Source organism: Natrarchaeobius versutus (assembly GCF_041205745.1).
Lineage (GTDB): Archaea > Halobacteriota > Halobacteria > Halobacteriales > Natrialbaceae > Natrarchaeobius > Natrarchaeobius versutus.
Window position 1 is genome coordinate 152,845 of sequence record NZ_JBGFCC010000004.1, and the last position, 25,340, is coordinate 178,184.

General features: G+C 64.4%; 14 protein-coding genes. 5 read left to right on the top strand and 9 right to left on the bottom strand.

Translation table 11 applies throughout. The features are described 5' to 3' along the window. Positions 1–8,412 carry a GLUG motif-containing protein gene (locus AB7C87_RS10755; protein WP_369729450.1) on the bottom strand — a complete coding sequence of 2,804 codons (8,412 nt, stop codon included), beginning with the start codon at positions 8,410–8,412 and terminating at the stop codon, positions 1–3. Between the two features lie 347 nt (positions 8,413–8,759). Here AB7C87_RS10755 and AB7C87_RS10760 point away from each other — a divergent pair, with 347 nt between their 5' ends. Together AB7C87_RS10760 and AB7C87_RS10765 are read left to right on the top strand one after the other, a co-directional pair. Further along, the gene (locus tag AB7C87_RS10760) at positions 8,760–10,640 is read left to right on the top strand and encodes a sensor histidine kinase (RefSeq protein ID WP_369729452.1); all 1,881 of its coding nucleotides are present in this window, start codon (positions 8,760–8,762) and stop codon (positions 10,638–10,640) included. 180 nt (positions 10,641–10,820) lie between these two features. Next, a complete protein-coding gene (locus AB7C87_RS10765; RefSeq protein WP_369729454.1) occupies positions 10,821–12,488 on the top strand; it encodes a bacterio-opsin activator domain-containing protein in 1,668 nt (555 codons plus the stop codon). Between the two features lie 71 nt (positions 12,489–12,559). Here the strand turns inward: AB7C87_RS10765 and AB7C87_RS10770 are convergent, their stop codons facing one another. Next, positions 12,560–13,564 carry an aldo/keto reductase gene (locus AB7C87_RS10770; RefSeq protein WP_369729455.1) on the bottom strand — a complete coding sequence of 335 codons (1,005 nt, stop codon included), beginning with the start codon at positions 13,562–13,564 and terminating at the stop codon, positions 12,560–12,562. Between the two features lie 81 nt (positions 13,565–13,645). Here AB7C87_RS10770 and AB7C87_RS10775 point away from each other — a divergent pair, with 81 nt between their 5' ends. Further along, positions 13,646–14,788: an NAD(P)/FAD-dependent oxidoreductase gene (locus tag AB7C87_RS10775; protein ID WP_369729456.1), complete on the top strand. Its 1,143-nt coding sequence runs from the start codon at positions 13,646–13,648 to the stop codon at positions 14,786–14,788. A 79-nt stretch (positions 14,789–14,867) separates the two neighbouring features. Here AB7C87_RS10775 and AB7C87_RS10780 read toward each other — a convergent pair whose 3' ends face one another. Continuing rightward, positions 14,868–15,998, bottom strand: coding sequence for a DUF354 domain-containing protein (locus AB7C87_RS10780; protein WP_369729457.1), 1,131 nt, complete (start codon positions 15,996–15,998; stop codon positions 14,868–14,870). A gap of 153 nt (positions 15,999–16,151) precedes the next feature. On the opposite strand from AB7C87_RS10780, the gene AB7C87_RS10785 reads away from it, so the two are divergent. After that, positions 16,152–17,069, top strand: coding sequence for a glycosyltransferase family 4 protein (locus AB7C87_RS10785; RefSeq protein ID WP_369729458.1), 918 nt, complete (start codon positions 16,152–16,154; stop codon positions 17,067–17,069). Positions 17,070–17,634: 565 nt separating this feature from the next. Here AB7C87_RS10785 and AB7C87_RS10790 read toward each other — a convergent pair. Further along, positions 17,635–19,509 carry an ABC transporter permease subunit gene (locus AB7C87_RS10790; RefSeq protein ID WP_369729460.1) on the bottom strand — a complete coding sequence of 625 codons (1,875 nt, stop codon included), beginning with the start codon at positions 19,507–19,509 and terminating at the stop codon, positions 17,635–17,637. Between the two features lie 75 nt (positions 19,510–19,584). Next, a complete protein-coding gene (locus AB7C87_RS10795; protein WP_369729461.1) occupies positions 19,585–20,301 on the bottom strand; it encodes a hypothetical protein in 717 nt (238 codons plus the stop codon). Positions 20,302–20,828: 527 nt separating this feature from the next. Between AB7C87_RS10795 and AB7C87_RS10800 the strand changes: the two genes are divergently transcribed. Then, a complete protein-coding gene (locus AB7C87_RS10800; RefSeq protein ID WP_369729462.1) occupies positions 20,829–21,746 on the top strand; it encodes an ABC transporter ATP-binding protein in 918 nt (305 codons plus the stop codon). Between the two features lie 194 nt (positions 21,747–21,940). Here AB7C87_RS10800 and AB7C87_RS10805 read toward each other — a convergent pair whose 3' ends face one another. The 4 genes from AB7C87_RS10805 to AB7C87_RS10820 form a co-directional block, all read right to left on the bottom strand. Then, the gene (locus AB7C87_RS10805) at positions 21,941–22,120 is read right to left on the bottom strand and encodes a hypothetical protein (protein ID WP_369729463.1); all 180 of its coding nucleotides are present in this window, start codon (positions 22,118–22,120) and stop codon (positions 21,941–21,943) included. A gap of 117 nt (positions 22,121–22,237) precedes the next feature. Further along, a complete protein-coding gene (locus tag AB7C87_RS10810) occupies positions 22,238–23,206 on the bottom strand; it encodes an NAD-dependent epimerase/dehydratase family protein (RefSeq protein ID WP_369729464.1) in 969 nt (322 codons plus the stop codon). After that, complete coding sequence (locus AB7C87_RS10815; RefSeq protein ID WP_369729465.1) at positions 23,196–24,158, bottom strand: DUF362 domain-containing protein; 963 nt, start codon at positions 24,156–24,158, stop codon at positions 23,196–23,198. The genes AB7C87_RS10810 and AB7C87_RS10815 overlap by 11 nt, the downstream gene beginning before the upstream one ends. Beyond that, the gene (locus AB7C87_RS10820; protein WP_369729466.1) at positions 24,155–25,258 is read right to left on the bottom strand and encodes a Gfo/Idh/MocA family protein; all 1,104 of its coding nucleotides are present in this window, start codon (positions 25,256–25,258) and stop codon (positions 24,155–24,157) included. The genes AB7C87_RS10815 and AB7C87_RS10820 overlap by 4 nt, the downstream gene beginning before the upstream one ends. Between the last annotated feature and the right edge of the window lie 82 nt (positions 25,259–25,340).

A 25,340-nucleotide genomic window follows, 5' to 3' on the forward strand; every position in this document is an offset into this window, starting at 1 on the left:
TTATCGTCGACTCCTGATTGCAATCGCGAGCAACGCGACGACTGCGAGGAACGTCGCACCGATTCCGAATCCGGGAACGTCGTCCGCGTCGTCCGTCGAATCGTCCACCTCGAGTTCGACGACCACTTCGGCGTCCCCGCCGTCGATCTCGACGCGCTCGCTTCCGTCGGCGTAGCCGTCGGTCGACGCGGTGATCGCGTACTCCCCGTCCTCGAGATCCGTAATGGTGGCCGATCCGTCCCCGTCGGTCCTCACAGTCGTGTCTCCAGCCTCGACGGTCGCGTCTTCGATCGGTGATCCGTCGTCGGCGTCGAGCACCGAGATCGACAGCTCTCGTTCCTCGGCGGGAGCGGACAACGTCAGCGTGCCGGATCCGTCCACGCCGTCGCCGCGGAGTTCGTACTCGTAGTCGGCCGATTCGAACGCGGAGAGGTCGACACCGTCGAACTCGAGGTCGGTCGTCGTTCCGGCGACCAGCTCCACGTCCGCGAGCGTCGCGACCGTCTCGCCGTCGACGCGCAACTCGAGGTCTGTCGTTAGACTCTGCTCGATCTCGTCGATCGGGATGGTGAGGTCGGCGGTCCCGTCGTCGCTAACGTCGGAGTCGTCCACCGCGAGCGCCGGAAGCTCGAGTGACACCGGGTCAACCGCGGAGTCTCGGTCGTCGTCCCCACCAGTTGGGGCGCTTGGCGCGCCACCACCCCCGCCGCCCCCGCCGCTACTTCCACCGCCGCTACTCCCGCCGCCCCCCGAATCCGACTCGATCGGTTCGGCGTACGCCCCGAACGTCGAGAACGAGGTAATCGCATCGACGGCGACGACGCCGGCGTCCGTATCGACGGTCGAACCCTCCACTTCGGTCCAGTTCTCCGCGCTCGAGTCGTACTTCCAGAGCGTGATCGTCTCGGTCTCGAGGTCGGTCACGTCGTCGTCCTCGTAGACGAGTTCGAGATCCGTCAACTCGCCGCCGTTGGTCGCCGTCGCCTCGAAATACCGCCCCAACGGTTCCCGATCTTCGGGACCCTCGAACGGTCGTTCACCCGCACCAATGGCGACGTTTTCGCCGCCGAACGAGAGCGTGACGGCGACGACTCCGTTCTCGTCCGTTCGGTTCAACGTCAGGGAGTCGACGGAGACGCCCGACGCGTCCCCGATTTCGACGGCTGCGTCGGCGCTGTGGACGATCGTCAGGTTCCGAACCGTCACGTTCTCGACGTCGTCGATTCGAAGGGCTTGGCCGACCCCATCACCGACGGCGATCGTGTTGCCGTCGCCCTCGAGGACGATATCGTCGCCGACGATTTCGAGCCCGATACCGTCGTCGATGTCCTCGGCGAGTTCGTACGTCCCGCCCGCCTCGAGGACGTCGCCGTCCTCGACGATCGGATCGACGGCGACGGTAACGGGGCGACTCTCGGCGTCGTCGTCGCTCGAGACGGTCAGATCACCGGTCCCCGCGTCGCCGCGGTCGGTCCGCCACGTGAGCGTCGTCTCCGCTGTCTCGTTGGGCTCGAGCGAGATCGTCTCCACGTCGCGAATTTCGTCGCCGAAGCCGGAATCAGTGAGTGTAACGTCCTGTTCGGCGGCCGCGTCGCCGGTGTTCGTCACGGTCGCGACGGCCGAGACGACGTCGCCTTCCGTGACCTCGTCGATGGCGTCGATTTCGACGGCGAACTGTGCCTCCGCGGGGTCGTCTTCTGCGACGGTGACGACGGCGTCGTCCGTGTCGTCTCCGCTTCGGACCGTCGCGACGAGTTCGGGTTCGTCTCCCGCGTCGGTCGCGTACGTGAACGACCCAGTCTGCGTCTCGCCGGGCTCGAGCGCCACGGCGACCGTCTCCTCGACCGCGCCGTCGACGACGAAGTCGACCTCCTGGTCTGCGACGTCGTCGCCCGTGTTCTCGAGAGCGTACTCGAGGGTGATCGGTTCGCCGGCGTCGACTTCGGCGGGCGCCTCGGTGAGTTCGACCGCGACGAACGCCTCAGCGGGCGTTTCTTCGAGGACGGTGACGGTCTGTGAGGCCGTCTCGTCTCCGGTATCGACGATCACATCGTACTCGCCGGGACTCGCGTCCGCGGCGTCCCACTCGAGGGAGACCGTCTCGGTTTCTCCGCCAGCGAGGCTGACGTCGGCGCTGTCGACCACCTGTCCGTCCGCCTCGAGCGTAATCGTTCGATCGGCATCCTCGTCGCCGACGTTTTGGACGGTCGCATCGACCGACAGCAGGCCGTCCTCCGCTACTGGCGAGTTCGTTCCGAGATCGTCGACTGTCACCGAGGCGGGTGCCTGCGGCGCGAAGAGGCCGATTCCCTCGACGTCGACGAGTTCGTCGACCGAGGCCGCGTTCGCATCCGCGTCGATGGTGGTCCCCTCGAGTTCGGTCCACTCGTCTGCGTCGTCGTCGTACGACCAGAGCCGAATTTCTTCCTGGGGAACGTCCTCGACGTCGTCGTCCTCGTAGTATAACTCGACTGACTCCAGATCGACGATCTGCCCATCGACGTGTCGACTGAGCGACGTGGCGTCGGGATTGTCGATAGCGGCATCCGAACCGACGCCGCGAAGGCTCGCGTTTCCGGCCTCGAAGCTGATCGTGGTGTTCGGAGCCGTCGAGTGACCGAGATCGAGGCGTTCGACGGTCGTACCGGCCGCGTGACTGAGGGCGAGGTCACCGACATCGTTGTCACGAGCGACGGTCTCCGAGAGGGTCGAGTTGATGCTCCCGTCGACGAATATCCCACCCTCCGCGTTGTGAGACGCCGTCGATCGGGTAACCGACGCGTTCTCGACATCCCCGAGGCCGATTCCAAACTGGTTGTTGTGGGTGGCCTCGACGCCGTCGATGGTGATATTCGTCGAGGGGGCCGCGATTACCCCGTTCGCGTTGTGAATTGCCGTCACGTTCGAAATCGTCCCATCGGTCGACTCGAAGTACTGGACGCCGGTCCCCACGGTTTCGCCCCATTCCTCGACCGTGAGGTTGGTGACGGTAACGTTGTCGCCCTCGACGTTGATTCCGGTTGGGATTGCCGTGTCGTGGCCGGCAACGGTGTGGCCCGCACCGTCGAGCGTGACGTCGTCTGCCGTGATGTTGATAGCCGAATTGATTCCGACAGGCCGCTCGTCGGGTTCGATATCCGAGACGAGTTCGTACTCGCCAGGTTCGTCGATGGTCGTCATTCCATCGATCTCGAACGGATCGTCCACCTCGAGCGACTGGATTACGGTGTCGTCCGCCGTCGCCGCCATCAGCTCGTAAGACCCGGCGTCTCCTGCGTCGGGCACCCACGCAAACGAGAGGGTTTCGCGCTCGCCGGGAGCCAGCGACTCGAGCGAGGTTACGTTCGAGAGGTCGTCGTCGCCGTCGATCGTGATCGTCAGCTCTCCCGGCGACTCCTCGTCGACGTTGACGACCGTCGTCTCGACCTCGAGGGTTTCGCCGGGCTCGACCGTAGCCGGTGCGTCGAGAGCGGTGATTCGGACGCCCTCGAGGGCGTCGACCTCTTCCCAGGCGAGTCGCGGATACGCCTCGGTGGCTCGCCAGGCGTCGGTGAACTCGAGACCCGACAGTTGGACCGCCGCGTCGACGCCGGTCGCGTTCGTTGTCGTGACGCCCGTGACGTCGGTGAGCGTCGATCCGGCGGTCTCCTCGCCAACGGCACCGGATTGGGTCGTCGCGTTGGTATCCCAGTAGCTACGCTCGAGATCGTGGCCGTTTGCGCCGACGAGCCCGCCGGCCCGGTTTGCGAGCCCGGAGTCATCGACGAGCCCGGCCGCGAACGAGCCGGTGATCGGTCCGTTGCTCTGTCCGACGAGGCCGCCGGTCGTGTCCTGACTGCCGCTGACGGTCGCCGTGGCGTAGGAGTCGTCGATACTGGAAAGGGCGTCGTGCCTACCGACCAGTCCGCCGACGTTACCGTCGGAACTGGTGGAGGTTATGGCCGATCCGCTCGCGGCGGAGCGGTCGATCTCGCCGCCGTTTCGGCCGACCAGTCCGCCGACGTTCGGGGTGTGGTGACTGCCGGTCACGGAGACGTTCGCCGACGAGTCGACGATCCGTCCACCGTCGTTGTATCCGACCAGTCCGCCCGTATAGAATCCACCGCTGTCGACGTCGCCCGTCGCGGTAACGTTCCTGATCTCGCCGTCGTTTTGGCCGGCGAGTGCCCCTGTCCATACCGAACCCTCGACGTCGACGTCCTCGAGCGTCACGCGTTCGACAGTGGCGCTCTCGTCGATCTCGTAGAACAGCCCGCCTCGGTCCGACCGATCGACGGACAGCCCGGAGACGGCGTGACCGTCTCCGTCGAACGTCCCCGCGAAGGCGTCGTCGCTGCCGATCGGATCGAAGCCCCGCGGATCGTCGCCGTCGGCGTTCCACTCGGCGGTCTCACTTGCGCTGACGTTCTCGACGAGCACGTAGTGCGCCGAGACGTTCCGATCGATCGCCTGCAGTTCGTGGGCGTTCGAAATTTCGAACGGCTGCTCCGCCGTGCCGCTGCCGGCGAGGGCGGGCCACAACTCGAGGTCGGCGGTCGTTTCGCCGTCGACCTCGACGGATTCGGTCGCCTCGAGGTCGACTCCCTCGACGGTGTCGTTGGCGGCGATCGTGAGCGACGTGCCGTTGACCGCATCGAAGGCGTACGAGCCGTTCTCGTCCGTGAGGACGGGCTCGTCGTCGATGCGCTCGCCGTCGATCTCGAGTTCGAGAGCAGAAACGGGCTCGCCGGTCGCGCCGTCGGTGACGGTCCCCGAGACGGGTTCTGCGTCGCGAACCTCGACGGTGGCGTTAGCCGCCGCGTCGCCGGCGGCGACGGTCAGGTTCGCCTCGCCGCGTTCGGCGTCCGCCGGAACGGCCCCGGTCAGCACGGTCGTCGTCTCCGCGCCGGCCTCGAGCGTCGTCGGTTCGGTCGCGAGTTGCTCGCCCTCGAACGCGAGGGTGACGTCGGTTTCCTCGTCGACGTTGCCGGCGTTCTCGAGGGCGACCTCGACGTCGATCGACTGGTTCGACGCGACCGCTTCCGGCGCGTCGGCGACTGAAACCTGTACGTCCGCGCCCAGCGCCGTCACGTTGGACGAATCGCTGTGGGTGGCGGCCGAGGCCGTAATCGTATCGGGGCCGGGATGCTCGCCGGTGATCGTTCCCGCATCGACCGAGACGTTCCCGTCCGTCTCGTAACTCGAGGCCTCGGTCGCCGTCATCGAAGCGCCGTCTCGTCGCTCGAGGACGACGGTCGCCTCGGCGGTCTCGCCCACCTCGAGTTCGTCGGGGACTCCCTCGAGTGCGTAGTCTTCGACCTGCCACGTGTGAATCGGGTACTCCTCGTCGACGGCGATCCAGGTGTCCTCGAAGTCGAGGTCGTCCATGTGTCCGGTGGCGTTCGCACCGGTCATCTGGTCGGTCGAGAGTGCCGTCACGTCACCGTCGCCGTCACCGATGCCCTGTCCATCTTGTTCCTCGCCGTCCTCGGTGACTTTCGCCGCTTCGTCGTCCCAGTAGGAGTCGTCCACGTCGCCGTCACCGTCATTTTCACCGATCAGCCCGCCGACATACACACTATCGTCGATACCGTCAACATCCTCCTTTCCGTCGACATCGCCAGTTGAGTACGACTCAGTCACCTCACCGTTATTCCGGCCATCATTCTCGCCAACCAGTCCGCCAACTTGCCAATGGCCCTCGACATCGCCAGTGGCGTAGGACTCGCTGATTTCGCCGCGGTTGTCCCCGATGAGACCGCCTGCTCGAAGGTCACTATATACGTTTCCACTCGCAAAGGAGTCGACAACCAACGAATCTGTCGGAAGGGTACCGACAAGTCCACCAGTGGTGGCGCGATCGTGTCCCGTTACAGTACCAGTTGCCGACGAGTTCTGAATCTGAATGTGTCCCGAAGCAACCGCTCTTCCGACTAACCCACCAACACTGTCCTCGCCCTCAACATCACCGCTCGTATGGGAATTGCTGATATTGGCGGTGTGAACGTAACCGATCGCCCCGCCGGCATATTCATCAGTCGTCACGTTCACTGCCGAGGATGAGTTGGAGAGATGTACCGCACTAGTAAATACGCCGCCCCGACCGACGATTCCACCTGCGTTAGAATTAGACGTATTTATATCACCAGTTACATATGTTTCGGAGATCGTCAGGTCGCTATTCGACGTCCCGCGTCCGACTACTCCACCGACATTAAAACTGCCTGTGGGAGACAGATCGATGTCTGTAATGGTGATCTTCTCTATCGTGGCATCACTGACCGTGCCGAACAATCCCACATTGTCCGCTCCTTCCCCATCGATAGTGACCCCCTCAATGGAGTTGTTCTGTCCATCGAGCGACCCGTTAAACGACACGTCAGAATCTCCAACCGGGTCGAAGCCAAGCGGGCCATCACCCTCGTCGTTCCAGTTCTCGGTGTCGCTCGCGTCCACGTCGGTCTCGAGCGTGTAGTTCCCCGATAGATCCTGACTCATCGCCTGAAGTTCGTAGGCGTTCGTGATCTGGTAGGGCGTCTCGTCGGTTCCGACGCCCGCAAGTTCCGGCCAGAGCTCGAGGTCCTGTTCCGTCTCGCCGTCGATCGTCACCGTCTCTGTCGTCGAAATCTCGAGGTCGCCAACGTCGGCGGTCTCGACGGTCGTCTCCGCGGACAGTTCGACCGTCGAGTCGTTTAACACGCCGCCGGTCTCGAACTCGCCGTTCACACCCGTCTCGTCGACCACGTCGCCGTCGACCCGGATCTCGAGTCCCGACAGCGCTTCGCCCGTCGCGCCGTCGGTGACCGTTCCCGACAGCGTCTCCTCGCCGTCGACGTCGACAGTCGTCGCCTCGTCGGCGTCGTCGGTGGCGACGGACACCTCGAGCGATCCGGTCTCGGCGTCCGCGTCGACGTCGTACTCGGCCGACACCGTCTCCGTCTCGCCGCCCTCGAGGGTCACGTTCTCGGTCGTCTCCTCGTCACCGATCTCGAGGACGACGTCCGTCTCACCGGCTTCGGTCCCGGCGTTCTCGATCGTCGCCGTGACCGAGAGCGTCTCGCCGGCGGCGACGGCGTCCGGTACGTCGAGTTCGGCGACCTCGAGCGCCGCGGGCGCAGTGATCGACACCGTCGCCTCGTCGCTGAACCCCGACGCGGAGGCCGTCACGACTCCCGTCCCGCCGCGCTCGGCGGTGACCTCGTCGCCGTCGACCGAGAGGTTCTCGTTCGTCTCGAGGTCGGCCGGCTCGGTCGCCTCGAAATCCGAAACCCCCGCGCGCTCGAGCGTGACCGTCGCCGTCGTGTTCGCTCCGACCTCGAGTTCGTCCTCGGCGAGTGCGAGCGCGTAGTCGTCGACGCTCCCCTGGAGTCGCGGGTAGTCCTCCGTGGCGATCCAGTCGTCCGCGAAGTCGAAGCTCTCGAGCGTCTCAGTCGCGCTCGAGCCCGTTAGCTCGTCCGTCGTCGCGGACTCACCGCCAGCCGACTCCGTCTCTCCCGACACCGATTCGTCCCAGTAGACGTCCTCGGCGGAGCCGTCGCCGCTGCCGATCGCGCCGCCGATATCCTCCGGTTCGGCTGGGGGTTCCTCCGGCGAATCGTCCTCGTTTACCTCGACTGCCGCGAAGGCGGTCTCCACCTCGCCGTCGTTCGAGCCGACGAGCCCGCCGACGTCGTTCATTCCGTCGACGCTCCCGGTCGCGTACACGTTGTCGACGTTCGTCCCCTCGCCGGCACCCAGGATCGTCCCGACGCGGTCGTCTCCGGAAACGTCGGCGTTCTCGAGGCCGACGTTCTCGATCGTGGCGTCGCTGGCGTTGCCGACCAGGCCGACGTCGTCCCCGCCGTCGATCGTCACCCCATCGATCGCGTGTCCCTGCCCGTCGAACGCGCCGGTAAACGGCTCGTCCGCGTCGCCGACGGGCTCGAAATTCATCTCGCTCGCGTCGACGTTTTCGACGAGTACGTACCGTCCCTCGAGATCCTGGCTCATCGCCTGTAACTCGTAGGCGTTCGAGATCTCGTACGGCTCGTCCGTGGTGCCCTCACCCGCGAGTTCGGGCCAGAGATCGAGATCCTGCCCCGTCTGGCGGTCGGTCTCAACCATCTCGGTGCCCGACACCTCGAGCGGGCCGGCGTCGGCGGTGTCCACGGTCGTCGTCGCCGACAGTTCGACCGTTGTCCCCTCTAACACCTCGTCCGTCGCGTACTGTCCGTTTACGTCGGTCGTGTCGACGACGTCGCCGGAGACTGTTACCTCGACGCCCTCGAGCGCCTCGCCCGTGATACCGTCGGTGATCGTTCCCCATAGGGCGTCGTCGCCGCCGGCCTCAGGCGACGGCATGTCGTCGTCGATCGCCGTCGCGGCCAGCGGTGAAAACGCCAGCGCGAGTGCGAGTAGCCCCACGATGATCGCAGTTGTGACGGCCCTCCTCATCGTGACACCGTCCGTTCGTCGGTGACCACTCTCGTCCGAGAGTTCGGTTCGCTGTCCGAGTTCGTCTCCGATACCACCCGCCGTACCCCCCACGGGGGTTGTCGGTTCGCTAGTTGGCTCATATCTGTCGCGAGATGTCCGCACAGTGCGTCGCGGCCGGTCGCGACGAGCGACACGTGCGTCCGTTTCGTACTGGACCAGTCACCAGACCCGCTTAGTCGAACCACCAGTACATGGTGGTATTATCCCGACACCGGTCCGAAAAAACGGAGACAGACGGAGAGAGCCGCGATTCGACGGCCGATAGGTTGGTATAGTATCGGCAACAGGTAGCGCACGAGACCCGGATGTACGGATACGTTCCGTTCGCGTTCTTGCTCTCGACGATCATCTGTGCGAGCGTCGCGGCGTGGCTTTTCGTCCGGAACGATCCGAGACGGCCGGGATTCGCGTTCGGACTGTTCGTACTCGTCATGGGGTTTTGGTCTGCGACCCACGTCGGAACGCTCTTCTCGAGTACGCTGACGTGGCAACTTCGGTTCACACAGCTTTCCTACGTCAGCGTGGTGTTGACGCCGATCACCTGGCTGGTGTTCTCGCTTACGTACTCGGATCGCCGGGAGTTGCTCACGCGTCGCCGACTCGCTGTCCTTTCGATCGTTCCCGCGTTGACGCTCGCGTTCGTGTTCACCGCCCACCATCACTCGCTATTCTACGCGTCGATCGAACTCGGGGACGCCAACGGCCGTCCCTTCCTGTTGATAACGCCGGGGCCGTGGCACGCCATCAACATCGTCTACTCCTATGCACTCGTGGCGGTCGGAACGGGGCTACTCGTGAGATCTGCACTCACGAACAACCGGCTGTACAGGCGACAATCGGCCGTGCTCATCGCCCTCGCGCTCGCACCGTGGATCGTGAACGTGGCGTTTCACGTCGGGATTCGGTCGATTCCCGGCCTCGATCCAACGCCACTCGCCTTTACGATCGTCGCGATCCCGTTCGCCGTCGTCGTCCTGCGGACGGACCTGACGTCGTTCGTCCCGGTCGCCCACGAGCGGGTGTTTCGAACCCTCGACGACCCCGTCCTCGTCGTCGGGCCGAACGGTCGCGTTCTCGACGCCAACGACAGCGCCACGTCAGTGCTCGGCGACGGGGCCCCACTCGAGGGAACGCCGATCTCGGAGGCCCTTCCGGACGAACTCCTCGAGGCGGGGACGGTTCGTCAGCTCTCGGGATCCGCAAACGCGTGCTCGATCGACGTCGACGGGACGACGAGACGGTATCTCGCACGCAGTCGAGACATCGATCCGGGACTCGAGTCCGTCTCGCGAGGCGTCATCGTCTCGTTGACCGACGTCACCGTCCAGCTGAATCAGCGAGACGCCCTCGCACGGAAAAACGAGGTGCTCGAAACCCAGACCGCAAAGCTCGAGACGAAAAACGAACAGCTCGAACGACTCGCGAGCGTCGTCTCCCACGACCTCGCGACGCCGCTTGCGACCGGCGAGAGCCTCCTCCACCTCGTCCGGGCGGACGTCGACGATCCCGACTCCGAACTCGAACAGTCCCTCGACGACCTCGACGCCGTCCATCGCCGGCTCAGGGAGTTCGCCGAGGCGCTTCCCGAACTCGCCCGCGAGAGCACCGACGTCGAGTCACCCATCGAGTGCGATCTCGAAACGGTCGCCGAATCCGCGTGGGAGGTCGTCGACACGGGACGGGTGACACTCGCCGTCGACTCGACGCGAACGATCAACGCGGATCCACGACGGCTCCAGCAGGCGTTCGAGAACCTCTTTCAGAACGCCGTCGAACACGGGTCCGTCGAGTTGGTCGCGGACGGCGACCCCGACGCGACCTCCCGGCAAACCGAAGCCGGCGATCGGGTCGCCGGCCCAACGGCGCGGTCGAGCAAGGCCGTGACGACGGTTCGCGTCGGGAGCATCGACTCAGACGACGCCGGGTGCGAGAGCGACCGAAGCGACTCCAGTACGGACTCGGGTCGCTCCGAAACGGATTCCGGCGGATTCTACGTCGAAGACGACGGCCCGGGCGTCCCGGACGAGCGACGCGAACACCTCCTCGAGTTCGGCGTCAGTACCGGCTCGGGCGCGGGATACGGGCTCGCGATCGTTCGTACGATCATCGAAGCCCACGGCTGGTCCCTCGAAATCGTCGACTCCCGGGACGGTGGGGCACGGTTCGAGGTGCGCGGTGTCGACTGAATGGACGCCACCGATACCATCGCACGGTGGTATACGTTTTAGTACGTTCGGAGATCAGCTGAGACCAATGCAGCCGGTGCAACGCAACGCAACGCCGACGTCGAACGAGCCACCAGACCGCTGGTGTCGTCCGACCGCTTTTCGATTACGACCCCCTCCCGGACAGGTGGAGCGACGACGATGACGCCCTCCGAATCGGGTGGCGTGACGGAGCTGTCGACTCCGCTCTCGAACGTCGAGGCGTTGCTCGTCGACGACGACGAGACGTGGGCCCGGACCCAACGGCGTATTCTCGAGCGATGCGACGGGACGCTGACCGTCTCTACGGCGTCCTCGCTCCGGGAGGCACGCATCGCCCTCGAGTCGAGCTCACCCGACTGTCTGATCTGTGATTACCAACTCGGCGACGGCACCGGACTCGAACTGCTCGAGGAGGTCCGAAGCGAGCGCCCAAACGTCCCCTTCGTTCTCGTCACCGGACAGGGCGACGAAACCGTCGCCAGCGAGGCGATCAGCGGGCAGGTCACGGACTACGTCAGGAAAGACGACCTCGCGAGCCAGCCCGCACTCCTGGCTAGACGAGTCGAGTCCGTCGTCGTCTCCTACCGAACCGGGCGGGCGCTCGAGCGGGAACGACGGAGCAAGAACGTGCTCCTCGACGCGGTGACCGCGAGTACGTCGCGACGCGAGCTCGGGCGGCGGGTCTGTGAACACCTCGTGGACGAACACCGGTACGCGTGTGCGTGGATCGGCGTTCTCGACCGCGACGGAACCATCGTCCCGCTGGCGAGAGCCGGGACGACCGCCTACGTCGAGACCGCCCTCGAGCCCGGAACGGAACCGGGTGCCGGAACCGAGCCTGCCGTCGACGCACTCGCCCGCGGTGAGGCAGTCGCCGTCGACCGAATTCGGCCGGAGGCCACTTCATCCGACGGCGGCGACGACGCTCGAGGCGAGACTGCGGGACAGCACGAACGGGACGTAACGCGATGGGAACGAGCCGCACTCGAGTGCGGGTTTCGATCCGCCGCGGCGGTTCCGATCGACCACGACGACGTCCAGTTCGGCGTTCTCGCCGTCTACGATACCGACCACGACAGGTTCGACCGGCGAACGCTCGGATTGCTCCGCGACCACGCGACGACGATCGGCTACGCCCTCCAGGCCGCCGAGTGGCGACGAACGTTGCTCTCCTCGACCGTCACGAACGTCGAGATCACGATCGCGGACGAGACGGCACCGCTTTCTGCACTCTCCGGGGCCCTTCCGGAGGGAACGACCGTCGACGTGACGACCGTGATTCCGCGCAACGACGACGAGGTGCTCTATCTGGCATCGGTATCGGGTGCGTCCAGCCAGGCGGTCGTCGACGCGGGGGAGATGACGGGCTCGGTACGGTCGGTCGAGACGTACGGAACCGACGGCACCACACGGTTCGGTTTCGTGGTGCAAACGCCGGTACCGGAGGCGATACTCGTGGAATCCGGAAGCCGATTCGAACGGACGGTCGCCGTCGACGGCCGGACGCGAATCTCGGCCGAAATTCCGGCAGCGGAGTCGATCCGGGACACCGTCGGTCGCCTCGAGGAGGCGTTCGACGATACGACCGTGACCACGGTCTGGTCCGATCCGACGGGTCGGCACGGGCGCGGCGAGCGTGGACTCGAGCGTCTGACCGAACGCCAGCGTCAGGTGCTCGAGCTGGCGGCCGACGCCGGCTACTTCGAGCGCCCGCGCGAGCACAACACCGGCGAACTCGCGGAGATGCTCGACATCTCGCGGGCGACGTTCACCCAACACCTGCGGGCCGCACAGTCGAAACTGTTCGAGGACATCCTCGCGGAGTGAGACGCCTCGCTGTCGGTCAGTGTCGGCCGATCCCAGGACGAATCGCGGTCGTATCGGGACAGCGATCCATTTCAGACGTGCCCTCGGATCTCGACCGGCTCGTAGGGTTCCTCGAGATACGCGAGATCGCTGTCGGAGAGGTCGATCTCGAGCGCTTCGATCGCGTCCTCGAGGTGGTCGACGCTGGTCGTCCCGACGATGGGTGCGTCCACGTGGTCCTGGTGGAGGAGCCACGCGAGGGCGATCTGTGCCATCGTGACGCCGCGCTCGGATGCGAGTTCTTCGACGCGCTCGTTGATCCGCTCGCCGCCGTTGGCTCGGTACGTCGTGACGAACTCGGAGAGCATCTCCGATTCGGTCATCGATTCGCCGCGAGCCGTCGCGGTCAGTTCCTCGTGGGGACGAGTGAGATAGCCGCCCGCGAGCGGGCTCCAGGGGATGACGCCGACGCCCCCGTCGGCACAGAGCGGAAGCATCTCGCGTTCTTCCTCCCGATAGACGAGATTGTAGTGATTTTGCATCGAGACGAACCGCTCGAGGCCGAGCCGTTCGCTCGCGTGGAGGGCGTTGGCGAACTGGTGGGTCCACATCGACGACGTCCCGACGTATCTGACCGATCCTTGCCTGACGGCGTCGTCGAGCGCGCGGAGGGTCTCCTCGATCGGGGTGTCGTAATCCCACCGGTGGGTCTGGTACAGGTCGATCGTCTCCATTCCCAGCCGCTCGAGGCTCCCCTCGAGGTCCTGTTCGATCGCCTTTCGAGAGAGACCGCCTCCGCCGTCCTCGGGCGGATACGGACCCGGCGACCGCTGTGGGTGGGTCTTCGTCGCGACGACCATTCGATCGCGATCGTAGTCATCGAGGACGTCGCCGAGGATGCGCTCCGATTCGCCGTTCGAGTAGACGTTCGCCGTGTCGAAGAAGTTGATTCCCGCGTCGATCGCGTGCTCGATGATCTCACGGCTCCCCTCGTCCTCGAGCACCCAGTCGTTCCACTCCGTCGAGCCGAAACTCATACAGCCCAGACAGATCCGGCTCACTTCCAGTCCCGTGTCACCGAGTGTCGTATACTCCATGAGACCGAGAGGAGGGTCCGAAACAAAAAGGGTCGCCCGGGCACATCAATCGCTATACACCTCGAGTCCGTACCCCGTCGTATGCACGTCGTCGTCCTCGGCGCGGGGTACGCGGGAGTCACCCTCACCCGCTCGCTCGAGCGCGAACTTCCGGAAGACGTCGAACTCACGCTCGTCGATCGGTCGCCGGATCATCTGGTTCAACACGAACTCCACCGCGTCGTCCGTCGCCCCGAACTCGCCGAGGAGATCACGGTCTCCCTCCCCGACGTTCTCGAGCGCGCGACCGTCCGCGTCGGCCGGGTCGAGGGGATCGATCGAGACGAGCGGATCGTCTCCCTTTCGAAAGGGAGACTCGAGTACGACGTCGCGGCGATCTGTCTTGGCGCACGGACTGCCTTCTACGGCCTCGAGGGGGTCCGCGAGCACGCGACGCCGCTGAAACGCCTCTCCCACGCGTTTCGGATCCGCAAGCGAGCACTCGGGGTCCTCGCGGCGGACGACCCGCGGATCGTCGTCGGTGGCGCGGGGCTCTCGGGCGTCCAGGTCGCCGGCGAACTGGCCGCGCTCGCCCGCGAACGTCGTGCCGACGCGACGGTCACGATCGTAGAGCAGTTCCCCACCGTCGCACCGTCGTTTCCCGCGAACTTCCAGCGAGCCGTCGCCGACGCGCTCGAGGATGCCGGTGTCGAGATTCGGAACGACGCGACGGTTCGAGAGGCCGACGAGCGCGCCGTCCACCTCGAGAGCGGGGAGGCGGTTCCGTACGATCAGTTCGTCTGGACCGGCGGCATTCGAGGCCCGAGCGCGTTCGAGGGGGAGCGCCCGACCGTGCGAGAGGACCTCCGACTCGACGATCGGACGTTCGCGCTGGGCGACGCCGCGACGGTCGTCGACGCCGACGGCGAGCCGGTACCGGCGAGCGCGCAGGCGGCCGTCCGTCAGGCGCGAACGACTGCAACCAACGTCGCCCGCGTCGTCGAGGCGGCCCGTGACGAGAACGACGGCGGCGAGCCCCGAATGGAGCCGTTCAGCTTTCACTCGCCGGGCTGGCTCGTCAGCATCGGCGACGACGCCGTCGCGCAGGTCGGCCCCGCGGTGTTCACCGGCCGCGGAGCGAAGGCGCTCAAATCGACCGTCGGCGTCGGCTACCTCTCCGCGGTCGGTGCCAGGAGGACGGCGCTCGGTCGGGCTCGAGACGAACTCGATCCGAGACACCGATAGCGGCCGCGCCGACCAGGGTCGTCGTCGGTCTGCTGGCCGTCAGTCGATGGGCCTCTCGAGATCGTCGATCCACAGACCATCAGTCGGAGGGCGACGATTCCGGGTTCGTCCCCGAAGCCGATAATTTCGCGTGCAACGCTCGCCGCGTCGTCGGCGTCACGCGCTCGAGCGAGCCGCCGGCTTCCGCAACGTCGACGAGCACGTCGGTCAGGTTCGCCAGGCCGCCGACGTACTCCCGGCGTCGGCGCCCCCAGTGGTCGGTCGCGTTTTCGTCCTCGAGCAACTCGAGCGAGCGCTCGCGGATTGCCTCGTACTCGTCGAACTGTTCGGCGAGACCGACGCGCTCGAGTTCGCGGAACTCGCCGTACTCGTGGTCGTCGGTTCCCCGATATCGGAGCGCGGGCGTCCCCAGTAAGGCGGCCTCGTTGACCATCGTCCCGGTGTCGGCGACCAGTAACGACGCCTCGGCCATCGCGTCGTGGATCAACGCCGGATGGAGGCCGTACTCGCGAGCGGGGTGCTCACGGAGGTTCATCTCGCCGCCCTCGTCCGAGACGAAGACGGTCGCGCGCTCGCTCAGGCGCTCGAGCAGGTCACGGCGTTGCTCGCGCGTAAAGCCCTCGAGTCCGGCGTCGTGGAGCGCGTCGAGGCCGTTGAATCGAACCAACGCGTACGGCTCGTCGGGGCCGACTCCGAGATACTCCCGGACGGCTCCGTCCGGTTCGAAGACGTCGGGGTGGAGATACGCACACTCCTTGAAGCCGTCGAAGGTGTAGTGGTCGTCACCGAGGTCGCGGCGAGTGACTTCCGGCGAGAGGATGCACGTTGCGAAGGGGCGAGAGACGGTGTGGTTGAAATCGCCGGGTTCGTCGTCGAGTACCAGCACGGTCGGCGTCCGCGTCACCGTCCCGGCGAGGGCGGCGTAGGGGCCCCGCCCGAAGACGACGTCCGGTCGAAATCGAAGGCTCTCGCCGACGATCCGGGCGGCTTGCTCGCCGAGTTCGCGGGCCAGTTGTGGCTTCGACGGCGCCGTCGTCTCGTGTCGGCCGTAGCGCCGGTAGGCCATCCCGTAGAACTCGAGTAGGTCGGTCGTACAGGCGTACTCCCTGGTCAGGACGAGGACGTCGTGGCCGGCGTCCTCGAGGCGTTCGACCGCGTGGCGGTAGAGGTGAACGTGCGCGGGCGTGTTAGCGAAGACGAGAATCCGCATCGAGGGTGGATTCCCGCCGCGCGTGCTTTGTAATCGTACACGTACAAACGAACGAGAAACGCGGGCGCCAGTCGACCAGTTCGAACGAACTATCCTGTCGGAAAAGGGGACGGATAACGAAGCGTCGTCGGGCGGTTTCACTCCTCGAACCGGATGCACGTGCTCGCGCTGACGACGAACGACGACGCGCCGTTCATGAACGAGCAGATGCGAATCTTAGAGCGCCGCGGCGTCTCGTTTTCGACGCTTTCGGTCTCCGGCGACGGCCGCGCGGGCCACTCGAGGGGGCCGATCGACTACCTTCGATTCTTCCCGTCGGTCCTCCGGGAGTCGACGAACGGCTACGACCTGATCCACGCCCACTACGGGCTGACGGCGCCGATGGGCCTCGCACAGCTTCGTAAGCCGGTCGTGCTCTCGCTGTGGGGATCGGACCTCTACGGGCCGATCGAGCCGCTCAGCCGCGCCTGCGCACCGATCTGTGACGAGGTAATCGTCATGTCCGAGGAGATGCGCCAGTATCTCGGACGCGAGTGTACGGTCGTTCCGGACGGCGTCGACCTCGAGAAGTTCCAGCCGGGCCCGAAGCGAGCCGCCCGCGAAGCGGTCGGCTGGGACCACGACGAGTACCAGGTGCTGTTTCCGTACACGCCAAAGCGAACGGTGAAGAACTACCCCCGCGCTCGCCGGGTCGTCAACGCGGTCAACGGACTGGTCGACCGGCCGGTCAGGCTCCGGACGGTCTCCGACGTCGATCACGAAACGATTCCGGACTACATGAACGCCGCCGACGCGCTGTTGATGACCTCCGACAGCGAGGGATCGCCGAACGCTCCGAAGGAAGCACTGGCCTGTAACCTCCCGATCGTCTCCACCGACGTCGGCGACGTCCGCTCGCGACTCGAGGGCGTCTCGCCCGCGTGCGTGAGCGACGACGACGAGGAGTTGATCGACGGACTCCGGACGATCCTCGAGCGCGGCGAGCGATCGAACGGCCGGGACGCCGCTCGCGAGGTGAGCATCGACCGAACGGCGACGCGGATGCTCGAGGTGTACGAGCGAGTCGTCTGAGACGGTCTGCTGTCAGCCGGTACCGGTGAATCACGGATGGCCTGTAGGCGGAACGGGCCGAGTACCTCAGGCTCGTGCGAAAATCTTTGATTTTCGTGATATCGGAGCGCTGAGACACTTCGATAAGTCACTTTCCGACGCCGCCTTTCTGATTGCTCACAACGAGCCGACACGGTTGCACTCACATAGCTGTCTGTGAGTGTTCGACTCGCCAAACGGCCCTCTAGTAACAACTGGAACGACTTACGCACTGATCGCACAGTAATCGTGCGATCAGGTGTGTATTGACTTTCAGTGGCTACGATGGTTGTTTTTCATCACAAGATATTTGGAAAGATTTGGAACGTTTGGAACGCAAAGCTGACTATTCATCCCTACCAATCCAGATCTTCTGATGTGTTTCCAAATAGCAACACACGATATATTACTCAAAGTAGTAAATTTACAAGAACTATTGATCGGTACGAGCTCTTTTCGTTCCCGGCACGTGAACCATCACTGAATTCTCGCGTTGTAGCTGCTACGCGCACGTGAGGGACTTCGTCAACGTCAGTGTGGTCAGACGTCATGTGAGATCGGTTCGTTCGAACCGCCAACAGGCGATTGCGATCGGCACGACTCCCCACAGGACGAGCAAGGGCACCGAAAGCCACTCCGAGAGATACCACGGGACATTGCCGTCGAACACCTCCGGAAAGAGTGTCACGGTCGGCATGGGGTCGTCGGTAGTTAATTTCTCAAGCACGCTGCTGCCGGCGTTGTTGGAATTAGGTAGCCCCGTGATCCAGTTCGTCGCCGCCTGGTATGAGTACAGCGGCATGAGTCGTTCCGTGAAGAAATACGGGCCTGGACTCGGATTTTCGGTGATCGTCGACACCAGGGCCGCGTAGAGTTCATCCCAAAAAAAGGGCAAGGCCAGAAACACCGACAACGCCAGCGTAATCGCCCGGCGACCGGTCTTGGCGATGGCGGAGATTGCGGCCGCGATAGACAACCAGACGAAGAGATACACCGCAGAGACGACCAGAACCGCGATCGTCCGGGCCAACGGTGGCGTGCCGTACAGCACTGTCGATACGAGGACGACCGGGAGCAGCGCCAGCGTGGTAACCGTCACGAGCGCGACCGCCTCGCCGAGGAGTTTGCCGAGAAGGTACTCCCATCGCTCTCGAGGATGTTTGAGCAACAGTCGAATCCGACCACTTGCCTGATCGCTGGTGACCAGAGCGTAGCCGGCGAAGACGGCGGCGATACCCCCGAGGTACGCTACCACCGGCTGGATGACCAACAGCGCGTACTCCGGCGGTGGATTCTCCGGAATCAGGAAGACAGCACCGACGAGGCGCTCGAGGGCGAATAACGCGATCACCAGTCCGTACGTCCAGTAGGCCGGTCTGCGGAGTTTCACCAGCCCCTGGCGGATCACAAACGAAAGCTGGGTTGCAATGCGATCGGGAAGACTGCTATCCGCGAGCAGCCGTCGTGTCAGAGTTCGTCCGCGGTTAGACTGATCGCTCCGACCGGCGAGCCGAGAAATTCCTGCGGCCGGGCCGGGATCGAGGTCCGCTCTCGAGAACCGCCAGTAGGCGATCCCCACCGGCAGGAGGCCCCACAGGACCAACACCAGCAGCGAGACCCACTCCGAGAGGTACCACGGAATCGGTCCCTCGATCACCTCCGGAACGATATGCCTCGAGCTGAGAAGAACGATAGCGTCCGATTCAAAGTACCTTATTACGGAACCGGCAGTATTATGCGCGTTCGGCAGCCCCATGGCCCAGTTCGTCACGGTGAAATACGCGTCGTGAGGAGCCAACCGATGGGCGAAAAAGTGTAGCGCCGGTGAGTTCATGCCGGGAACCACGCGAAGGAGCCCGTTTACCAAACTTGTCCAGAGGATCGCTAATAGCACAGCTGAAACGACGACGGTAAGCGCTCGGCGACCGGTCCGGACGACCATGGAGACGGCGGTCGCAAACGAGAGCCAGACGAGAAGATACCCGACCGAGAGCACCAGAAACGCCACAACTGGAACCAGTGGCGGCCGGCCGTAGAGCATCGTCGAGACGGCCACGCCGGCGACGATGGCAAGAGCGGTAAACAGCGCGAGGGCGAGGGCTTCGCCGAGAAATCTCCCAGCGAGATACTCCCGGCGAGTGTACGGCAGTTTCAACAACAGCCGAATCCGTCCACTGGTCCGGTCGCCGACGACCGTCGCGTACCCGGCGAGCACAGCGGCAAAGGCACCGATAACGGCAACGAACCACTGGAACGTCGCGAGTACGAACAACTCGCCCCCGATATCGCTCGCGTCGTAGAGGTACGGACTAATTGGGCCCCCGGCGGTTGCGGTGATTCCAAGCCCAAACAGTAAGAGACAATATACCCAATATCGACTATTCCTGACCGTTGTGTATGATCGGATTGTCAATGCGTTCACATCAAGAAGGGTCCAATCAGATAATAAAACACTGTGATTCTGTTTATCTAACTATTCGGTCGAGAAGCCCCGTACTCAGGCAGGGGCATCTTCTTCTAATACTTCGAAACCTCCCTCTCTGTGCGCTCTCGACTCGATAACGGCTTCGACTCGCCTTTCGAAGTTACTGGGTGGATCAAATGCGTATTCGGCTGCGAGCTCTGCGTCGAAGTACGTTGTTCGTGGGGTTATCTCCTTGGTCGTTATTCCCTTGAAAGAACAGGCAAGGCCGTAGCACTCGTATTCGTGTTCCTGGTTGGGATTTCTGTAGTCATCTCCGTTGTAATCCCATGTTACCTCCTGGATGTGGTCGTAGACGTGATACTCGCCAAATAATTCTCCTTCAGCCACTACATCCTCGTCTCCTGGGATCCAGGTGTTCGAGGCAATTTGGGCTTGCGCCGTGGTCTTCGGCTTTCGGTTGACCGTCCATTCGAGATTATCCTCGAACTGATCTGCTACTGCATGGTTTTGTTCGGTCGTGAGCTCGTGCCAATACTCCTCCGTGCACAAACAGGCTTCTTCCTCTGATCGCTCCGACTGGATCTCAAACATCTCGAGTAAGAAGTCGAGCGCCGCCTTCTCGTCATCAGGATCGAAGTCCGTGTCGGGACCGTCGTCATCCTGTGCTGAGACGACACCTGCCGTTGAGGCACCGACCAGGGAAGCGGCGGCGACGCCGCCGAGTCGGAGAATGTTTCGTCTACTGTTCCTCGATCGCTGCTCGCCGGAGTGTGGCGTTTCGTCTGTCATTGTAGCACCTCGGATCGTGTCCGGATCACGTCCGGACACATTTTGATGTCAATAGACCAACTAATATTAGTTTCGGTATCTATAAGTGGAAATCACCACACACAATAAAATGTATTACAGTATACATTATTGCCGGCATGGGTTAGAGAAGTAGTCTCCTAGTAGAATCACTGAACTATGTTAATATATTCTACATTTATTGGTGCCTTGAAATCTATGGCTATTAATAGTTATTAATTCACGGGTGCTGGGACGAAAGGGGGCGGACAAGGTCAACGGGCAGCCGTGGGAAGGGGGCCCCATTATCCAATCGTCCACGATCTGCGCTATCGGTTCACTACACTGTCGATGGGCACGCTTCGTTTCGGAACGGAGCACGTATTGTTCTCCCGGAATAAACCACAATAGCACCGAACGGCGGGAGAGTATCGCAGTACACGCCGGCTCACCCGTCGATACGGATCACAGAGTTGAGCCCACCCGAACGTACAACAGAGTAATATGTTTCCGAGTCAACTACTCGAGTAATGAACGTCATCGAGACCGATTCGTTGACGAAGCGGTACGGCCGGACGCTCGCGGTCGATTCCCTCGACCTCTCGGTTCAGGAGGGCGAAGCCTTCGGCTTCCTGGGGCCGAACGGTTCGGGGAAGTCGACGACGATCGATATTCTCCTCGGGTTCGTCCGCCCGAGTTCGGGCACAGCGTCGATGTTCGGGATGGATCCCGCGGAGGACGGGAAGGCGATTCGCCAGCGTACCGGCGTGGTCCCCGACGGTTGTGAGCTGATGTCGGGCTGGACCGGGCGGGACCATCTCGAGTTCGAGATCGAGTCCCGGGGCGTCGAAGCGGACGTCGACGCCCGGCTCGAGCGGTTCGGTCTGCTCGAGGACGCCGACCGGGCAGCTACCGGCTACTCGCGCGGCATGACACAGCGGCTGTTGCTCGCGATGGCCTCCGCCGGCGATCCGGACCTGCTCATCCTCGACGAGCCGTCGACGGGATTAGACCCGAACGGCGTGGCGCTGATGCAGGAGCTCGTCAGGGAGGAGGTCGACCGCGGGACGACCGTCTTCTTCTCGAGTCACCGGCTCTCCCAGGTCGAGTCGGTCTGTGACCGGGTTGGGATCCTTCACGAAGGGGCGCTCCTGGCGACCGACTCGATCGACTCGCTTCGCTCGACGATGGGAGCCACCACCTGCCTTCGGGTGTCGGTCGACCGCGTTCCCAGCGATGTCGATTCCCTCCAGAAGCTCGACGCAGTCGATAACATCCGCGTCGACGGTCGGGAACTCCGGATTCAGTGTGACGGCGACGCACGGTTGGAGGTTCTCAATCACCTCGATCGGCTCGGCGTGACTCCCCGTCACTTCGAAACCGAACGTGCCTCGTTACAGGAGATCTTCACGTCGTATACGTCCGAACCCACCGCCGGGGCGGAATGACGAGGGCGTTCATAAAGCGCAGTTGAGTCGCCGTTACCTGCATGTCGAGCCACTCGAACAGGGCCGTTCTCGTTACAGAGGCACCTGCTGCTTGCTGAGAGGGATACGAGGTCGAAGACAGGAAGCAAAACTGAAACGGAGCAACACAACGACAAACGGACTGGCGGTTCGACAAGTCCGCTCTCGGGTCGAGACTACGACTCGTTTCGGACGGACTCGAGTACGCCACCGTAGGGGTGGGGAACCGGGAGGGCGACTGTGCCGACCAGAAACGGTACAGCGTAGCGCAAGAGCGCGACCGGATCCGGCGGGGACGCAACGTCCGCGATGACGAGCACAAGTGAACTCAGGAGCGCAAGTGTTCGGTTCCACAAGCGGAACACGCCGAGTACCTCAAGACCGGGTGAAAACCTTCGATTTTCGTGATCCCGAGGTGATAGGGCACTTCGATGAGGCGTCGCATACATCTCAATCGTGTACCTCGAGCCACTTTACCCGTTTTCCTCCCGGTACCACGCCACCGTCTCCGGCAGGTGCGCCTCGAGGGGCTCGTACTCGTAGCCAAGCTCCTCGTGGGCTTTCCGCGAACTGTAGAAGAGTTCGCTGGTCGCGAGGCGGGCCATCCGCCGGTCGAAGGGAAACACTCGCCTGTCGGCGACGGCGTCGACGGCTTCGGCGACGGGACCGGCGGCGTGGATCGCCGTCGACGGCACGGGGACGCGAGCGGGTGAGCCGTCGGCGTGGTCGGCGATTCGTTCTGCCGCCCGGTCGTACGTGAGGTTCTCGCCGCCCAGAATGTAGTGGTCCCCGCGCGTGCCGGCGGCGTAGGCCGAAAGCATGCCGTCGACGACGTCCGAGACGCCGACGACGCTCAGCCCGCCCGGAAGGTACGCGGGCATCGTCGGCTCGAGGCCCATCGCGAGCAACTGGACGGTAAAGGAGTCGTCGCCGGGGCCGAAAATCGAGGTCGGGTGGACGGTGACGGCGTCGCCGTCGTCCTCGGCGTACCGATCGACCAGTCGCTCGGCCGCGGCCTTCGAGGACTGGTAGGCGCCGATCGGCTCGGCGACGTCCGTTTCGTCGGCGAAGCGCTTCGTCCCGTTCGTCCGGCGGGTGCCTGCGGTGCTGGTGAAGACCAGCCGACCGACCTCGGAATCGCGACAGGCCGACAACAGCGTCGCCGTGCCGTCTCGGTTGACCCGCTCGACGGTCTCCGGGCCGGCACTCCAGAGTCCGACACCAGCCAGGTGGAAGACGGCGTCGGCCCCGTCGACGAGCGCGCGAAGCGTCTCGTCGTCTCCCACGTCGCCGACGTACCAGTCGATCCCCTCGAGACCGTTTCGGTCCGAGGTCGGACGGCTGAGCCCCCGGACGTTCCATCCCTCCTCGAGCAGTCGTTCACAGAGGTGAGTCCCGAGAAACCCCGTCGCGCCGGTGACCGCCGCGGTGTCAGTCGCCACGTTCGACCCCCTCGAGTTGTGGCGGGACGGCGTCGCGCCCGGCCGCCGCGTACAGCCGGTAGGCCGCGGTCACGGCGGGGTGCATCTCCCCCGTCGCGGGCAACTCCCCGCCGGAAAGCCGATCGCCGATCGAGTCGACGTCGAGGTCTCCCGCTCCCGGCCCGACGCGCTCGACGTCGATCGTCACCCCGTCCTCGAGCGCGTGCGAGAGCGCCGGTTCGTCATCGATCGACCGACCCAGAAGCGAAGCGGCGACGGCGTCGGTCGACGCGACGGACCCGGCGAAGATCGCGTTCGCCGCGTGCGGCGTCCCGCCGTAGGCCGTCGTCGCGTCGAGGATCGAAAGCGCCGGTTCGAGGACCTTCGTCGCCGCGACCGCCCTCCCATCCGAATCGTCGGTCTCGTTTCCGAGTGCTGCGAGCGTCCGCATGCCGCCAGCTATCACCCCAGACTCGGACGGCCTGAGCGTCGGGACGACGACAACCGCACTCTCGAGGAGGCGGCTGGGAACCTCGAACGGAACCGCCCGATTACCGACGGCTCGAACGATTCTGGTTCGACTCGTCTCGTCGTCGACCCCGAGGAATCTCGCGTCGAACCGTTCGAGGACGTCGGCGTAGCCGAGGTAGGCGGCCGTCCGCTCGGCGTCGATGCCGTCGCTCGCCCCGACCACGTCGATTTCGGCGTCCTCGAGACGCTCGAGGCGGGCGACGAGCGCCCCGACGAGCGCCGGATCGGTCACCATGCCGGTCGATGGGTGAAAGGGGTAGTGGACGTCGGGAACGACGGCGATCCGTTCGGCGTCCTCGAGCGATCCGATCGACGGTTCGAGAACCGCCGAGAGCGACGACTCGAACGTCGCCATCCGTGCGTCGACGTCGGGAATCCAGCTACCGGTTCGGTCGCCGGCGTCGACGGCGGCCACGCGGACGCGACCGTGGCTCTCACTCATAGCGTCACCTCCGTCGCCTCGAGATCGTCGGAATCGGCCCGTTTCGCACACTCGTAGGCGGCTTCGGCGAGTTCGAGCGTCCGTTTGCCGTCGCGGCCGTCGACGGGTGGTCGTTCGCCGGCCCGAACGGCCTCGAAGAACGCGGCCAGGGCGTCGTAGTGTGCACGGAGGTAAAACGTCGGACCGAAGACGTCCGGCTCGTCGCCGGTCAGCCGGCCAGCGACGTTCTCGATCGCGGATTTGGCGGCACTCGCATAGAAGTTCTCCGGGAGGAACTCCTCGTTGTCGATCGTCCCCGTCACGCCCTCGAGACGGAGTCGCGTGTTGACCTCGGGAAGCTGTTCCCACTGGTAGGAGCCACAGTGAAGCGTGATCGTCGTCTCGGTCTCCGGCGCCCGGAGGAGCACCGTCGCGGCGTCCTCGACGGGCAACTCGAGGGTCCCGCCGATCGCCGCGCTCTCGACCTCGAGATCGCCGAACAGCCACTCCAGGACGTCGAAACAGTGAATCCCGAGTTCGAGCAACGAGCCACCTCCGGCGGCGTTGGCGTCGAGTGGCCACTCCGGCGGGGCGTCCGTCGCCGGCGGCCGACCGAGTGCGCCGTCGTTGAGTCGCGTGATCGACGCGTACGGAACGTGACCGACGCGACCGTCCTCGTAGGCCTCCTTGACGCCGACCACGTCGGGCTGATAGCGAAGCGTGTGATCGACGCCAACGGCGATCCCCGCGTCTGTCGCCGCCTCGAGCATCCGGTCTGCTTCCTCGCTCGAGCGGGCCAGTGGCTTCTCGACGAAGACGTCGACGCCGGCCGCGGCGGCCTGTTCGACGGCATCAGCGTGGAGAAACGGTGGAAGCGCGACGATCACGGCATCGAGATCCTCCGACTCGAGGAGCGTGGCGTAATCGTCGTACGTTCGCGAGACGCCGGCTCGTTTCGCTCGGGATCGGTTCTCCGAACGAGCGTCCGCGACCGCGCGGACATCCACGGCGGGCATCGCCAGCGCCGATTTCAGATGGACCGTTCCGATGTTTCCAACCCCGAGTACGCCCACGGCGAGCGAATCCGACTCCGTCAGCCGTGAGAGAAGTGCCGTATTCATCTGTCGGAGACGGGGTGGCGTCGGGCTTTGTTATCATCGCCGTACAGCGCCGTCGTCACTGTATTCGAGATCGTACACCGAT